Genomic DNA, 14674 nt, shown 5'->3' with positions numbered 1-14674 from the left:
CACGGTACGCGTCACTCCTGACGCCCAAAGATGTTTTGCAACTGGCTTATGCCGTCGGGCGCCAGATCGCGAATAATTTCCATAAAATCAAGTTCGATTAATCGCTGTACGCGATCGATCATCAGCGGTGCCGGGTGACTCGGCTCATGCTGAGTAAAGTATTGCTTCACTTTCTCCAGCATCAACTGTGCGTCAGCACGCGTCGTTACCTGCGCCGTGCGCCAGTCGGCGTGTGCCGCGATCGGTGCGGCTACCGGCTGCTGCGGTGACGTTTTTTTTTGCTCCTCCCCTGCGGACAACGCAGGCTGTTCATCGCCACGGGAAGCGCGGCTTGCGCCGGCAATCATGCTGACCGTTTTCAGTAACTGTTCCATTTCCGGCACCCCGCTTTCGCCCAGTTGTTCCAGCAGCCATGTACGGATGGTTTGCAGGCGCCCTTCAATCTGTCCGATAGCTTCAATGCCGGGCTGACCGCCGCGTACCAGTTCATCAATCAAACGCACCCGACCGCCCGGATAACCCGCACATTCGGTTTTACTGCCATCCAGCAGCGCCTGTGCATCGCGCACGCTCAGCTCATCGCCATTGCTGCGTAACAGTATTGACTGGCGCAGCGCGGTGGTGAGCGCAGATTTGTCGCTGAGCGCAGCCAGCGCATTAATGCGGTAAAAGGGATCGAATTCACCGCCGTCGTTAAGTGACGGCCAAAGCTGATCCCAGTACAGCGCCAATGCCTGACCCAGCATCAACAAACCGTCGGCGTAGCCTTCCAGGCCGCGACGGCGCGTCCATGCATGGGTCAGCGCCAGCATGACGCGAATATCTTTCGTGCGCTCCAGCAACGCGGTGGCCAGTTTCTCCACGCGGTTCCAGTCAGCGGGTTCGGCAGGAATGATCGTGCTACCGAATTGCTGCTCAGCTTTACCGAGGCTGGCCTGCTCCATCGCCTGGAAGTCGGCGTCATACTCCAGATTCTCACCGCACGGTTGCTCCGGGGTGACCGGAGCCAGTAAAGAGTCAATTGTCATCCGCAACCTGCTTATTCAAACATCGGTGGGTAAAGACCGTGGCGACCGGGTCTTGCGCCTCCAGCTGGGTCAAACAGCAGCGTAAAGAGCTGCCCGGTAAAATTACCGCTGTGTACGTGTGTATAGAGTGGATAACCGTCGCTGCGGTTGGTCCACCAGAAACTGATCTGGCGCAGCGGGTCAAAACATTCGGCGGCCTGATTCCAGCCAATGGTCGATTCGCCGTCGCCTTCATAACCGATCACATCAAGAATTTCCGAGCGTGATTCCGGCGCAACCAGTTGCACCGGCGGAATCGACAGCAGCGCCTGATCGAGCTGTTCCGGCGAGTAGCCATTGCGGATAGCGTGCAGCAGCGTGCGGCCTAGTTGCTGATACCAGTCGCCCGCCTGCGCCAGATGGCGCGGTGTCCACTCCAGCGGGTTAATCGCCATCAGCGCGCAAATCGGATACTGCCGCCCGACGCTGTCGCGGCCCGGCAGCAGACATCCCATCTGTACTTGCTGCCCGCCTAGCATGGGCGGGACAACAAAATTCCATACCGGCGCATTGCCGAACTGGCGATCGCTGGCGCGCTGTTCTTCTTTTTGCCAGTTCATCAACCCCACCTGGAACCAGTGGGACCACTGCCGTTGCAGCGCATCGGGAAAGCGGCGCTGTAAAAAATCACCGGCACTCGGCAGTTTTCCGTACCAGCTTATTGCTGAAGTCATCGTCATTGGCGTTCCTTTGCAGTTCAAGGACATGCGAAGCGGGGAAGCTGGAACGGGTTGCGGATGCTGTTCGGCGCAAACTCCAGCGTCACCTGATGCCCGTCAACGGTGAATGTGGCCTGGCGGCTCAGGCTGCTACTGCCTGGGCTGACGCGGGCTTTATCGAAAAAGCGATTCAGTGCCCACGCGCCGTTGGTGACCAGCGTCGCGGTTGTGCCGCTGGCCAGACCGAGTTGCATCCGCACCTGGTTGGTTCCGCCCGATCCCGGCCAGTTAACGATCTGTACCGCCTGCGGCCCGTGGCTGTAACGCAGGATTTGCCCGTCCACATCCAGCGTCATGGTCAGGATGGTGTTATCCATACGCACCGTGCGCACGGTGGTACGAAATGATGGCGTGGTGCTGCCATTGGCAAAGAAAGCATCGCGGATAGACTGCGCCTGCTGAAACGGCACCAGCAAACCTTCGCTGCCCGGCAGCGTTTTGCCGTCAATACCGGGCATAAAGCGCCAGGTGGATTGCGTGGTGTCGACTTTATTGGTCAGATTATCGCGAAAGAAGGTGTCCATCAGACCGGTGCCCGGTGCGAACATGCGAGCCAGATCGTCCGGCGTCACTTCGCTGCTGGCGGAGCGTACAAGTGGATAACGCCCGGCAATGGCCTGACGGCAGAAGCTGCCTACTTCAACGCTGATACGTTTGCGAACATTTTCCAGCTCACGACGCTGTGTATCACTGCTGGCCCCCACTGCCATGTTACTGAACATGGTTTGCAGGCCGCCTGGCAGACGTCCGGCGCTGGCCTGTAAACGGCTGATCGCTTCACTACCCGGCGGCGGCATACCGCTGTTGGCCGCATCCTGAACCGCGGTCAGATAGCGGTACAGCTCATCAACCTGCTTGAGAAAATCATCAAAGACGATGGATTTCCCGCCCTTTTCCAGCGGCTGCGCCAGTTCGATAATTGGCGCAAAGTGCTCGGTTACGCGCTGTTCCGGTGTCTGACTGGCCTCGGCATTGGTGGTTTGTGCTGTACCGTCGTGGTTGCTGAACAGAGTTTCCAGCATTTGTGTACCACGGTTAGGACTGCCAGCGCGTTTCGCTTTTTCAGCGTCTTCCGGCTCATCTCGTGTCAGTTTCAGTTGCTGGCTCAGGTTGATCACCAGCCGACGCAGCGGTGAATTGTTGCCGGAGAGTAAGCGCGCCGTATTGATGCGCTGATTCAGATCGGCGCTGTTATTCAGTTGAATGTCGCTTAAGAAGCTGTCCCACAAGGCGATAAAGTCGCGGGCGTAGAGCTGACGCACCGCGTTATCCGTCTGCTGTTTGTCTTCCGGCTGCGTGGTCGCACCCAGGACCCAACTATCATCTTCATGCAGGGAAGCGGTGACAGGTGCGATCTTTGCGTTGAAGTTATTCCAGTAGCCGTCCGGCGTGTACAACCCGGGCAGCCCCTCGCTTACTGGTTTGCCGCTTTTCCGCGAAAAGACCAGCTCGCTTTGCGGCCCGCCCAGTGAAGACAGTGACACTGGCTTCAGGTTGTCATCATGTTCCAGCAGACGTTTCAGACGACCATAAACGCGCGTGGAGAGCGGCTGCTGGTTAATCATTGTCTGCTCGCGGCTGATTAACGCCTCATCTTTGGCGTACGGCGACGACTGAATTTGCGGCTCCAGAAGTTGTGTCAGATGCCATTCAAGCTGGCGTATCTGCGCCTTGGTGACGTTCTGCGGCAGATTGCGCTCCAGATTGAGCATCACCCACGAATGCAGAAATTTGCCGTCGTAATGTTTCGGCTGATAAAGCATCTGGTAGGCTTTTAGCGCCTCGTAGCTATACTCCACATCGCTGCCGTTATCGTTGCGCAGCCAGGTAGTAATGCGCATCGTCACTTCTGGCAACAGAATCTGTTGCAGCGCTTTCTGATACAGCGTCTGTGAGGCGTCAGCCACATCGTTACCGCGATACAATCCCATACGGCGGGTGATAGGCGGATTATTGATGTCGAAAGCGTTACTCTGCGGCAGCGCGGAAAGTCCGTTCAGCAGCGGCAGCATGGCAAATAGATCGCCCTGCTGACGGTTACGCAGGCCTTTGATCTCCTGATCCAGCGCCGGCACTTTGGCCTGTACTTCATCAAGGTAATCTTTGTTATTGCCGTAGCTGGTCATCCACAAGGCGCTAACAATAATCAGCAGCGCCAGCAACGCCGCATAACCGGACCAGATCACCGCCCGGTTGCGTAGCTCCCACCAGCGGTTTTGTCCGGCAATGCCTGCTTCCTGGAAGATGACGTTTTGCAGCACATGCTTGATAAAGAAGCTCTGCCCTTTTCCGCCCGGTACCGGTTCCTCTTTACTTACTGAATCCCAGTTATCCCCGGCTTTACCCTGCGGCAACGAAAGCGCCCGGCTGAGTTCACCCATAACCCGGTCGAAAGGCAGACCTTCCTGCGTACCGCTGGCGAAATAGATACCGCGCGGTGAAAATTCGGTTTCGAAGTTGGAGCGGGCAAACAGTGTGTTCAGGTAGTCAGACAGTAGGGGGCGAAGTGCGGCGAACTCCTGCGGAAACAGGAAACATTCCGCGCGAGCCTGCGCATCGCTTTCCCGCAACAGCGTGTCCGGCAGCGCCGCATCCAGCCGCTGCTGTAACAGGGCAAATTCCTGCAGAAAACTGCCCTGCAAGTCAAAATCCGCCAGTCTGGCTTTTTCCCACGGGAAGGTGAACCCCCAGATCTGGTCGCGCTGCGCTTTGTCAAAACCGGCAAAATAGGCACGAAAACCTTTCAGCAAGTCGGCTTTGGTGACCAGCACATAAACCGGGAAACGAATGCCCAACTGCTCATGCAACTCGGTCAGGCGCTGGCGCAAATTGAGCGCCTGTTCGCGGGAGGCTTCTGCGGACTGTGTCAGGAGATCGGCGATACTGATCGTCACAATCACGCCGTTAATCGGCTGGCGACGGCGGTATTTTTGCAGCAAACCGAGGAATTTCGCCCATTCGCTGGCGTCCTGGACCTGCTCACTCTCGTGCGTGGTGTAACGACCGGCAGTATCCAGCAGTACGGCTTCGTTGGTAAACCACCAGTCACAGTTACGCGTTCCTCCGATGCCGCGCAGCGCGGTTTTACCAAAGCGATCCGCCAGCGGGAATTGCAGGCCGGAGTTCACCAGCGCGGTGGTTTTCCCGGAACCCGGCGCGCCAATGATCACGTACCACGGTAACTGATACAGATACTGGGTGCTGAAGCGCTGCGTCCACTGTCCGCGCTGGCCCGGCTGGTTAAAGTGGGCTTTTTTCAGTACCTGTGCAGCCTCTTCGAAACGCTCATTGAGTACCTGATCTTCACTGTTCAGGCGTTTGCGCTCGAGCGGATCTTTGGCTTCTTCGCTTTTCAGGTTATCCATCAGCTTGCGGTTGAGCCAGGCATTATAGAGGCGCGGCACAATGTGGCTGTGAACCCAAATCAGGTACATCACCGCAATGGTGATCATACGGTTTTGCTCTGACTCAAGCGGGCGGGAGTCGACGACCGAGAGCAAGGGACCGATCATCCAGATCACGGCAGCCAGCCCTGTTACGCCAAGGAAACCCCACAAAATGCGGTTGGTCAGCAATGAAAGCAACATATTCATCCTTTAGTTTCCTTGCGGCAGTCCGTTCAGCTCGGCGGCCGTATTCTCCGGCGACACCAGCAAAGTAATCTCTACGCGGCGGTTGCGGGCGCGGTTTTCCGGCGTGTTATTCGGTGCGATCGGGTTCATCTCCCCTCGCCCTTCTGCTTTCACGCGTTCCGGCTGCGACAGATGTTTTTGCAGCAGCGACTGCACCGAGCGAGCGCGCTCCAGAGAGAGCTCGTAGTTAGAGGCGAATCGCGCGCTGCGGATCGGCACGTTATCGCTAAAACCGACCACCAGAATGCGGCCGCTGACATTGTTCATTGCCTGGGCAACACGGTCGATCACCGGTTCGTAACTCTCCCGCGCCACCGTTGAACCGGAGGCAAACAGCCCATCGCCTTTTAAGGTCACCACGCTGCGATCGGCTTCATCGCGCACCACCACCAGCCCTTGTTGAATTTCCGGGCGCAGGAAGGCACGCAGATTAAGCACTGGCGGCGCACTCGCCGCTGGCTGGGCAATGGCGGCTTCCGGCAATTGCGTCTGATAGATTTTCGCCAATACCGGGCTGGTGTTGTCGCCAAGCCGCCAGTTGAGCACGATATAGAACAGGCAGGCGAGGAAGCCCGCGAGCCCGACGCAGGCCCATAATGGGATCACCGGACGCCAGAGTTTGCGCATCACCGGTTGATCTTCCGGGTGCGGCGAAAGCGGCGGCGGATAGTTACCGCGCACACCCCGGATCATCTGCCACAGGCGCTGTTTGATGGTTTCCAGTTGGGTACGGCCGTTGTCCATCACCCGGTAACGGCCTTCAAAGCCAAGCAGCAGGCAGAAGTTGATCAGTTCCAGCAACGCGATATGCTCGCGCGGGTTTTGCGACAGCCGCGCCAGCAGTTGGAAGAATTTCTCCCCGCCCCAGGTTTCGTTGTGGAATGTCACCAGCAGACCGCTGCCGGACCAGACGCCACGGCTGCCCCACGGCGTCAGCGCTGCGGCTTCATCCAGCGCTGTACAGAGGCAGTAGCGCGCACCGACGATCACCTCGTAGGCTAGCCCGGATTGCTGGCAGCGCACCTCAAAACGGCGGATCTCATCAATTAAATGCTGACGTAAACCGCTTTGATCGTCATGTGAGACCGAAAAGCGGATTTGCGGTATCGCATTAAGTAGCGGGTTTGCCGCTGCGACCAAAGGATTGTTACCACTGGCTCCTGCCAGAGCGGCATCACTGCCGGCGACGTTTGGTTCCTGCATATTGTGCGCTCGCTCTCTTATTCAGTCGGGCTACGGATGGCCCAAAACTCCATATCAAGACCCGGGAATTCGCCCGCAAGATGCAGTGCGAAGGCCCCCGATTTCTCCATTTCGTTCCAGAGTTCGCCGCCTTTTTCCAGTTCGAAATAGTTGTAACCGGCATGCCACGGAATCTGCGGCGGCGCGACCGGCATGGCCCGCAGCATCATGCCAGGCAACTGAAGCTGTACCAGATCGCGGATTTTGGTGACCGGGGCGACTTTCATCTGCGCCGGGAAGTGGGTTTGCAGGATCTCACCCGGCACGCTGGCCTTGACCGCCAGCACAAAGCCGAACTCCCGTGCCATGCTGGTATTCGGTAACGTAGCGACATTCAGGCCATGGGTACGTTCGGTGAGCGGAAGCTGGATCGCGTGTTCTTCCATCACCAGCGACAACCCCTGACGCAGCATTAATTGCAATTTGCTGAAGCAGCCCGCGAGATCGTCATGATCATAAACCGGCAGTGTCTCTTCCGGTGAACGCGCTGCGGTCCAGGTCGTCAGCTCCGTGGCGAACGGCAGCCAGCTACGCCACAGCGCTTCCGGGTGGATCATCGGCAGCGTTTTCAGATGCGCTACCTCGCCAAGATGATGATTGATCAGCGCCAGCAGCGTGAATTCCACCATTTCCGAGGTATTAAAACGCCCCGGCTGGCGCAGACGCTGACCTATTTGCTGGCTACGCTGCATCAGCAAGCTTTGTAGATCGCTAAGCACGCCATACAGCAACGGACTATTGATGGCATTGAGTACCGGCGGGATATAACGCGTATCGAGGCGAACGTGATTATCGTTACGCTTCTCCAGCACGTGAACCACGCCAATGGCTGTCCATTCGGCGCTCAGATCTTTTTCCAGCATCAGTTTTAGCCGCAAGCGACCAAATTGCACGGCAGCCGGCCCGACGGACATGGCGTTGTCGTCATCCACTTCGCTTTCCCAGGTGACGTAACGCGCCAGCGAATCTTTCTCTTCGCTAAAAATAACTTCGTCACGTCCGCCGCGTCGCGCCGGTAATGCCAGAACAACGCGCTCATTGCTTGTGTTGTCCGGGATAGCCAGCGGCGCAGGCGCCTGGCGTGCGTCGTGGAAAGAGAAAAAAGTGCCATCCGGCAGTAACCCACTGGCAGAGCTCAGGGCGATGCATCCCTGACGTAACATCGCGTCATCCAGTTCAAGATCCAGGTAGCCCCAAAGGTACGGGCGTTGCAGTGTCCCCCATTCACGAATGTGATGTTGCAGGTAACTTTCTGCACGCTGAAAATGATGAGGACGCAGAAACATACCTTCAGTCCATATGACCTTTTCTGCTTTATTCATGCTGTTTTCCTGTTTAAGCTGGCGCTATTTGGAAATGACGCGAATTCCATTGATGTCGAGGAAAAGATTCGCTTGCAGTTCATCCGCAGAAGATTTCCAGAATTCGTAGAAGTGGCTCTCACCCTGCACCGGAAGCGGCAGGGAGATACGCCATTTCTTGCCATCGAGTGCCTGATATTCCGCGATCACGCCGATGTAACGCGCCTCCGGCGCGCTTTTGCCACTGAGCGTTTTCGACAACTGACCGGGCATCAGGAAAAATTCATCGCTGTTGAGCAGGTTGGCACCCAGCACGCTGTCAGCGTTATTTTGCAGCGACCAGAAATCGGCAGACATAAACGTGGCGTCCGATTTCAACAGCAGAACCCTGACTTTAAGGGGAGCGGACTCATTGATTTGCGGATGAGCCCTGAACTGAAGGTTGTAGCTGGTAGGTACGCTGTGTGAAGAAGATCCACAACCGCTGGCCAGGGTGGCCAGCACAAAGAGAAACACCAGACAGAGCTGGCGCACAACAGCATTATTATTCATATCTGGCACTCGTCACGGCTGGATTAATCGATGATCCAGGTTCCTGAGTTAGCGTTTTTGCAGGCTTTGCCGCTGCCGTCTACCGTCACGCAGGTCTGTTTTTTCGGCACAACTCTGCGACGACGGTCTTCACGCAGCGTTTTGTCATACAGCTCGCTTTTCACCACGGCGCGCATCGGCACATAACCAATCAGCTCTTCCTTCCCTTCATCAGCCAGCGCCATCCAGAAGTGCTCTACCTGCCCCAGAACAACATAAGTTTTACCGGTTTCAAGCTGGCGTATCACTTTGCCGCCGAAATCCGGCTTGCTCATGACAGATGCCGGGTAGAGAGCCCGATAGTTTTGGTTAATGGGGGTAAATTCGGTTGGAGCACTAACAGCATAACGGTGAGTTAATGTAACACCATTCACTTCACTGGTAACAATGGTGTCGTCGCTCGGAGCCGGTTTCGGTGGCGCTTTACATCCACTAATGCCAAAGACAAAAAGAAGAGCCAGGACCATTCGCATGTTCATAGAGTTTTTTCCATTGCAAATATATTACTGTGTTGACCAGGAGCGTTTCGGAAAGCAGCAGTTAAATCGCTCTAAATATTCCAGCAAAACGCCGTGATAATTAATAAAAGGCATAGCTACCGCACGAGCCTGCACATAACAAGGCCGCAATATTATTACTTTTCATTGACTATCATGACACAATTTTACAGATCGGGTTATTCAATTCAATACGTTCTCCGACCTGATGAAATAGGATTATTTAATTTTTTTGCAAATTAAGATGATTCTTAACAAAAAATTTCACTTGGGGAAGGAATTATTAAAATCAGCAAACTATCACACCAGTTCATTAAGCTAAAAACCCCATAACCAACTGAAATTAAATATATAATATCCACCATCTCTTTCTTAGCATATAATAAAAATAAGGTGATAGGAGTATTCCTAAAAGCATAAACATACGAATAAATACTACAATATCTGGTAGCTGTAATTCCCGATTAAATGCAAGGTTTAAGCACTTTCACACCCTATTTAGGATTCTTTTGTCAGCATTGGAAAATATATTGTGCGACGAGCATCCTTTTACCAAACGCACATAGTCACGCACAAAACTATTTCATAGCGGTATCGCCGGTTGTTACGAGAGAGAATATTCTTCGTATGAAACTATTTAGCGATACTTAATCGCTTTGAATTCACATTAAATGAAACCTTTCAGCCACATTGATTTGCCGCAATATTGTCCATTTTTTATCGCTCTAAGATTTGATCTGCTAAAACTATAGCCCCGCCGCATTGATCAACGACGGTCACACTTTTGCGGAAAAAAGCTTTTTCGTCCCAGGTAGACGGGGAAATAGTCTGGAATCGCGCAAAATGCCAAACCAGGCACGCGATTTATCTGATATTCGTCTAAGGTTTGGACAAGATTGATGTCAGCGGTGCCGTGATGCGCCAGTCCAAGGAGAATGATTGATGATAAAACCTGTTATGCGCCAGCCGCGCTCGCTGTTGCTGGCAATGCACGTCGTTTTAAGTGGGGCATTACTTGCTGTTGTTCCGCAGGCGCTGTCCGCAGATGCCCCGAATGCGCAGCAATCACCGGATGTCCTGCTCGGGCCACTATTTAACGATGTGCAAAGCGCCAAACTCTTTCCCGATCAAAAAACCTTTGCAGATGCCGTACCCAACGGCGATCCGCTGATGATCCTGGCGGATTACCGTATGCAGCGTAACCAAACCAGCTTCGATTTGCGCCACTTCGTCGATCTTAACTTTACCTTACCGAAGGAAGGCGAGGCCTATGTTCCGCCTGAAGGGCAGAGCCTGCGCGAGCATATCGACGGCCTGTGGCCTGTGCTGACGCGCACAACCGGTAGCGTCGGTAAGTGGGATTCCTTGCTGCCACTGCCAAAACCCTATGTTGTGCCAGGCGGTCGTTTCCGCGAAGTTTATTACTGGGATAGCTATTTTACGATGCTGGGCCTCGCCGAAAGCGGACATTGGGACATGATCAACGATATGGTCACCAACTTCGCGCATGAAATTGATACCTGGGGACATATTCCCAATGGCAATCGTACCTACTATCTGAGCCGGTCACAGCCGCCGTTTTTCGCCTTGATGGTTGAACTGCTGGCCACCCATGATGGCGATGAGGCACTGAAAACCTGGCTGCCGCAGATGGAAAAAGAGTATCACTACTGGATGGAAGGCGCCGATAGCCTGCAACCGGGCCAGGCCAGCCAGCGCGTAGTGAAACTGAATGACGGAACCGTATTAAACCGTTACTGGGACGACCGCGATACGCCACGTCCGGAGTCGTGGCTTGATGATGTCACTACGGCTAAAAATAACCCCAACCGCCCTGCCACGGAGATCTATCGCGATTTACGTTCCGCTGCAGCCTCGGGCTGGGATTTCAGCTCGCGCTGGATGGATAACCCGCAGCAGCTCGGTACCATCCGAACCACCAGCATTGTGCCCGTGGATCTGAACGCGTTGATGTTCAAAATGGAAAAAATGCTTGCCCGCGGCTATCAGGTTTCCGGGGATGCGACAAAAGCCGCCCAGTATGAAGCCCTTGCCACCGCACGGCAGAAAGGCATCGAAGCCAATCTTTGGAATGAAAAAGAGGGCTGGTATGCGGATTATGATCTGAAAACCCATAAGGTCAGAAACCAGCTTACGGCAGCGGCGCTCTTCCCGCTGTTTGTCAACGCGGCAGCGAAGGATCGTGCGGATAAAGTGGCTGCCGCCACACAGGCGCGACTACTGAAACCTGGTGGCATCACCACCACCACCGTGAATAGCGGGCAACAGTGGGATGCGCCTAACGGCTGGGCACCGCTGCAATGGGTTGCCGCCGAGGGGCTGCAAAATTACCAACATCAGAAACTGTCGCAGGAGGTGAGCTGGCGTTTTCTGACCAATGTTCAGCACACCTACGACCGAGAGAAAAAGCTGGTGGAAAAATATGATGTCAGTACCACCGGTACGGGCGGCGGCGGCGGCGAGTACCCGCTGCAAGACGGCTTTGGCTGGACTAATGGTGTCACGCTGAAAATGCTGGATCTGGTATGTCCGAAAGAGAAACCCTGCGACAACGTGCCGCAGACACAACCTGCGTCCACCTCACAACAACCTGCGCCTGTCGAACAAAAATCCGCGCAGTAAACATGAAAAAGGCCGCAGCGATTGCGGCCTTTTTACTGAAGCGGAAGTTTTAATCTCTGCGCAATAGCCTGAATACCGCCAGCACCACGATGGCGCCAACGACCGCAACAAGGAAGCTGTGCAGATTAAAGCCGGTAATATCGCCACCAAAACCAAATGTTGTAGCCAGCCAGCCCCCGACTACCGCCCCCACAATTCCCAGAATACAAGTCAGAATAAATCCGCCACCATCCCGTCCGGGCATGATTAATTTAGCAATAACGCCAGCAATCAAACCAAAAAGGATCCACGCGAGAATGCCCATTTTACTCTCTCCTTCTGCTTGTTTCATTTACACGCACGCACCACAACGGCGGCGCATTAGCTACAGTATAGTTGTCGGCGACAAAACTTTTTCATCTCACAGACTTAATCCCACTCTTCGGGGAAAATTTTTCGCAATATTTGTATTAAGTTCTCTCTGAGATTGCCGATAACCCAAAGACGGTGTGTCAGTCATCAAGGAGCCATTCGGCGTGAGCAATTACAGTGAGCAGTTCCTGAAACAAAATCCTCTGGCCGTATTGGGTGTTTTGCGCGATCTGCAAAAAAGTCAGGTGCCCGTTTGCATTACCTGGGGCAGCGGTCAGTTCATCAGTAAGATACTGGAAGTCAATCCGGAAGAGCTGGTGATGGATTTTGGTAGCCAGGAGTATGAGAACAACGCAGTGCAGCGTGCCGGGAAGGTGACCATTACCGCTGAAACACAAGGTGCCAAAGTTGAATTCACACTGCCCGGGCTCGCAGCCGGTGATTTCCAGGCGCTGCCAGCGTTTATTTCCTCGCTACCGGATTCGCTGTGGTTTATTCAGCGCCGTGAATATTTCCGCATCAGCGCCCCGCTCCAGCCAGCTTATTTTTGTAAAGCGTTGATGCCGGACAAAAAGGAGATCCGTTTTCGCTTGTTCGACCTTTCATTAGGGGGGATGGGCGCCCTGCTGGATGGCGAGTTACCCGCAGCACTGCAACCGGGCATGCGCTTTTCGCAGGTCGAACTGGATATGGCGTCCTGGGGGCAATTTTATTTTGACGCACAGTTGATTGCGATCGGCGAACGCAAAGTGGTGGACGGGAAAAATAGCACCATCGTGACGCCACGCCTGAGCTTTCGATTTTTGAATGTCAGCCCCGGCGTTGAGCGCGAGCTCCAGCGCATTATCTTCGCCCTGGAGCGCGAGGCGCGCGAACGCGCCAGCCGGGTGCGCTGATTACATCGCATCCATTGCTTTTTGTACTTTCCAGATATAGCGCGGCGCTTGTGGCGCGGGGTGCTTCTCCGCCACGTGTTTCAGAAAAGCGTCAGCGCTCAAATCATTGATCTCATCAATCGCTTCGCCGCGATCCGACGAGAACGTTCGCAGCAATGCCCCGGCGCCGTTAACGTAGGAGACCACCAGCGCGTACTGCATTACTTGTTGGTCACGAATCCCCGCCAGCGGTCCATGTGCGAGAATGCTTAAATAGGCCGCGCCCATGGAAATATTGCGTTCAGGATTTTTCAGTTCGCTGCTGGAGGGTTGACCGCTCCATCCCATATAGCGGTAGACTTCACGTCCGGCGGTTGACGCTTTCAGTTGCATCAGCCCCACCGCATTGGATTTACTCACCAGGTTCGGATTTCCCCCAGATTCCACGGCAATCATCGCCGTTAGCAGCCGTGGGCTGACACCCCACGCCGCGCCCGCCTTTTGGGAGATCGGCATCCATTGCATCGCCCGTTTCACCGGTATCTCTGGATTCCAGTCCGGCTGTCGGTAATCCTGTCTTGAACTACATCCGGCCAAAAGTACCACTAAAAAAGCAAACCATCTTAATTTCACGCCAACAAATCCTTCTTCGAACGGCTCATCACTGCGGATGACAACGGTACAGGTTAGCGGCATGATAACTGTTTCCCTATAGATGTCAGCAAGGAAATGCCATGTCCACCATCCATTTGATCGCCCCTTCCGGTTATTGCATTAATCAGCACGCGGCAGCACTTGCCGTTGAACGTCTGACGCAGCTGGGGCATCACATCGCCAATCCATCGGTCATCACCCGGCGCAGCGAGCGGTTTGCCGGTAGCGATGAAGAGCGGTTGGCCGACATCAACGCGCTGGCAACCCTCGCGGGCAACAATACCATTGTGATGCCGGTGCGCGGCGGTTATGGTGCCAGCCGTTTGCTTGCCGATATTGACTGGCAGGGCATCGCGGCGCGTCAGCAACAGCAACCGCTGCTGATATGCGGTCACAGTGATTTTTCGGCGATCCAGCTTGGTCTGTTGGCAACCGGCAAGGTGATTACTTTTAGCGGCCCGATGTTAGCGGGTAATTTCGGTGCAGAAACACTGGATGCATTCACGCAGGAGCACTTCTGGCGCGCCCTGACCAGCCCGACCTTCAGCATCGAGTGGAACGGCGCTGGACCGCAATGCCATGTTGAAGGGACGCTATGGGGCGGAAATCTGGCAATGCTGACGTCACTTATCGGCACGCCATGGTTGCCGTCAATGCCAGGCGGTATTTTGGCGGTGGAAGATATCAATGAGCATCCTTATCGCGTTGAGCGCATGCTTTTGCAATTGCTGCACGCTGGTATTCTGGGGCAGCAAAACGCGCTCATTCTCGGTAGTTTCTCCAACACACAACCTAACGATTACGATGCGGGCTACAATCTTACAAAGATGGTGGATTACTTGCGTTCGCAGTTGACGATCCCGGTCATTAGCGGGCTGGCTTTCGGGCACGAACCGCAAACGGTAACCCTGCCGTTAGGTGCGTTTGCCCAACTGCAACATACTGATATAACACGCTTGACAATGACCGGTCATCCCGTGATTTCGGTGTAAAAAAAGTGCTTAATGTTCTTATTACGTCGCTGTTTCTGCCGTTATTATGAAGTGAAATTACCAACCCTGGGTTTCTGGCCCGGGGCATTCCCGCTGGCGAGGATTAAGGA

General features: G+C 54.7%; 12 protein-coding genes. 3 read left to right on the top strand and 9 right to left on the bottom strand.

Annotated elements, in window-relative coordinates; all coding sequences use genetic code 11:
* Window positions 1-11: 11 nt before the first annotated feature.
* The 7 genes from tssA to BM427_RS17935 are packed head-to-tail and all read right to left on the bottom strand — an operon-like array spanning window position 12 to window position 9031.
* Window positions 12-1028 carry a type VI secretion system protein TssA gene (gene tssA, locus BM427_RS17965; protein ID WP_090123793.1) on the bottom strand — a complete coding sequence of 339 codons (1017 nt, stop codon included), beginning with the start codon at window positions 1026-1028 and terminating at the stop codon, window positions 12-14.
* An 11-nt stretch (window positions 1029-1039) separates the two neighbouring features.
* Window positions 1040-1747 (bottom strand): type VI secretion system-associated protein TagF, encoded by a 708-nt coding sequence (tagF, locus tag BM427_RS17960; RefSeq protein WP_007371673.1) that lies wholly within the window; start codon window positions 1745-1747, stop codon window positions 1040-1042.
* 17 nt (window positions 1748-1764) lie between these two features.
* Window positions 1765-5379: a type VI secretion system membrane subunit TssM gene (gene tssM, locus BM427_RS17955; protein WP_090123791.1), complete on the bottom strand. Its 3615-nt coding sequence runs from the start codon at window positions 5377-5379 to the stop codon at window positions 1765-1767.
* A 3-nt stretch (window positions 5380-5382) separates the two neighbouring features.
* Window positions 5383-6621 carry a DotU family type VI secretion system protein gene (locus tag BM427_RS17950; protein ID WP_090123790.1) on the bottom strand — a complete coding sequence of 413 codons (1239 nt, stop codon included), beginning with the start codon at window positions 6619-6621 and terminating at the stop codon, window positions 5383-5385.
* Window positions 6622-6638: 17 nt separating this feature from the next.
* The gene (gene tssK, locus BM427_RS17945) at window positions 6639-7982 is read right to left on the bottom strand and encodes a type VI secretion system baseplate subunit TssK (protein WP_090123788.1); all 1344 of its coding nucleotides are present in this window, start codon (window positions 7980-7982) and stop codon (window positions 6639-6641) included.
* A 24-nt stretch (window positions 7983-8006) separates the two neighbouring features.
* The gene (gene tssJ / locus BM427_RS17940; RefSeq protein ID WP_090123865.1) at window positions 8007-8513 is read right to left on the bottom strand and encodes a type VI secretion system lipoprotein TssJ; all 507 of its coding nucleotides are present in this window, start codon (window positions 8511-8513) and stop codon (window positions 8007-8009) included.
* 23 nt (window positions 8514-8536) lie between these two features.
* The gene (locus BM427_RS17935; protein WP_090123787.1) at window positions 8537-9031 is read right to left on the bottom strand and encodes a hypothetical protein; all 495 of its coding nucleotides are present in this window, start codon (window positions 9029-9031) and stop codon (window positions 8537-8539) included.
* A gap of 960 nt (window positions 9032-9991) precedes the next feature.
* Here BM427_RS17935 and BM427_RS17930 point away from each other — a divergent pair.
* Window positions 9992-11692 carry an alpha,alpha-trehalase gene (locus tag BM427_RS17930; protein ID WP_090123785.1) on the top strand — a complete coding sequence of 567 codons (1701 nt, stop codon included), beginning with the start codon at window positions 9992-9994 and terminating at the stop codon, window positions 11690-11692.
* 49 nt (window positions 11693-11741) lie between these two features.
* Here BM427_RS17930 and BM427_RS17925 read toward each other — a convergent pair whose 3' ends face one another.
* Window positions 11742-11996, bottom strand: coding sequence for a GlsB/YeaQ/YmgE family stress response membrane protein (locus BM427_RS17925; protein WP_090123783.1), 255 nt, complete (start codon window positions 11994-11996; stop codon window positions 11742-11744).
* Between the two features lie 211 nt (window positions 11997-12207).
* On the opposite strand from BM427_RS17925, the gene ycgR reads away from it, so the two are divergent.
* A complete protein-coding gene (ycgR, locus tag BM427_RS17920) occupies window positions 12208-12939 on the top strand; it encodes a flagellar brake protein YcgR (protein WP_090123781.1) in 732 nt (243 codons plus the stop codon).
* Here the strand turns inward: ycgR and emtA are convergent, their stop codons facing one another.
* Window positions 12940-13551, bottom strand: a complete 612-nt coding sequence (gene emtA / locus BM427_RS17915) for a membrane-bound lytic murein transglycosylase EmtA (RefSeq protein ID WP_090123864.1) — start codon at window positions 13549-13551, stop codon at window positions 12940-12942.
* Window positions 13552-13652: 101 nt separating this feature from the next.
* Here emtA and ldcA point away from each other — a divergent pair, with 101 nt between their 5' ends.
* Entirely contained in the window at window positions 13653-14564 is a 912-nt protein-coding gene (gene ldcA, locus BM427_RS17910) for a muramoyltetrapeptide carboxypeptidase (protein ID WP_090123779.1), read from the top strand.
* Window positions 14565-14674: the final 110 nt, after the last annotated feature.

The organism is Kosakonia arachidis, from assembly GCF_900116535.1.
GTDB lineage: Bacteria > Pseudomonadota > Gammaproteobacteria > Enterobacterales > Enterobacteriaceae > Kosakonia > Kosakonia arachidis.
Note: the sequence above shows the minus strand (reverse complement) of the source record. Positions and strands in the feature narration are given on the sequence as shown.

What these genes read in the sequence shown, in the direction of transcription:
- BM427_RS17930 (WP_090123785.1), top strand. Translation starts at nt 9,992, where the DNA reads ATGATAAAACCTGTTATGCGCCAGCCGCGCTCGCTGTTGCTGGCAATG.
- tssK (WP_090123788.1), bottom strand. Translation starts at nt 7,982, where the DNA reads ATGAATAAAGCAGAAAAGGTCATATGGACTGAAGGTATGTTTCTGCGT.
- ldcA (WP_090123779.1), top strand. Translation starts at nt 13,653, where the DNA reads ATGTCCACCATCCATTTGATCGCCCCTTCCGGTTATTGCATTAATCAG.
- BM427_RS17925 (WP_090123783.1), bottom strand. Translation starts at nt 11,996, where the DNA reads ATGGGCATTCTCGCGTGGATCCTTTTTGGTTTGATTGCTGGCGTTATT.
- tssM (WP_090123791.1), bottom strand. Translation starts at nt 5,379, where the DNA reads ATGAATATGTTGCTTTCATTGCTGACCAACCGCATTTTGTGGGGTTTC.
- BM427_RS17935 (WP_090123787.1), bottom strand. Translation starts at nt 9,031, where the DNA reads ATGAACATGCGAATGGTCCTGGCTCTTCTTTTTGTCTTTGGCATTAGT.
- tssJ (WP_090123865.1), bottom strand. Translation starts at nt 8,513, where the DNA reads ATGAATAATAATGCTGTTGTGCGCCAGCTCTGTCTGGTGTTTCTCTTT.
- tssA (WP_090123793.1), bottom strand. Translation starts at nt 1,028, where the DNA reads ATGACAATTGACTCTTTACTGGCTCCGGTCACCCCGGAGCAACCGTGC.
- BM427_RS17950 (WP_090123790.1), bottom strand. Translation starts at nt 6,621, where the DNA reads ATGCAGGAACCAAACGTCGCCGGCAGTGATGCCGCTCTGGCAGGAGCC.
- tagF (WP_007371673.1), bottom strand. Translation starts at nt 1,747, where the DNA reads ATGACGATGACTTCAGCAATAAGCTGGTACGGAAAACTGCCGAGTGCC.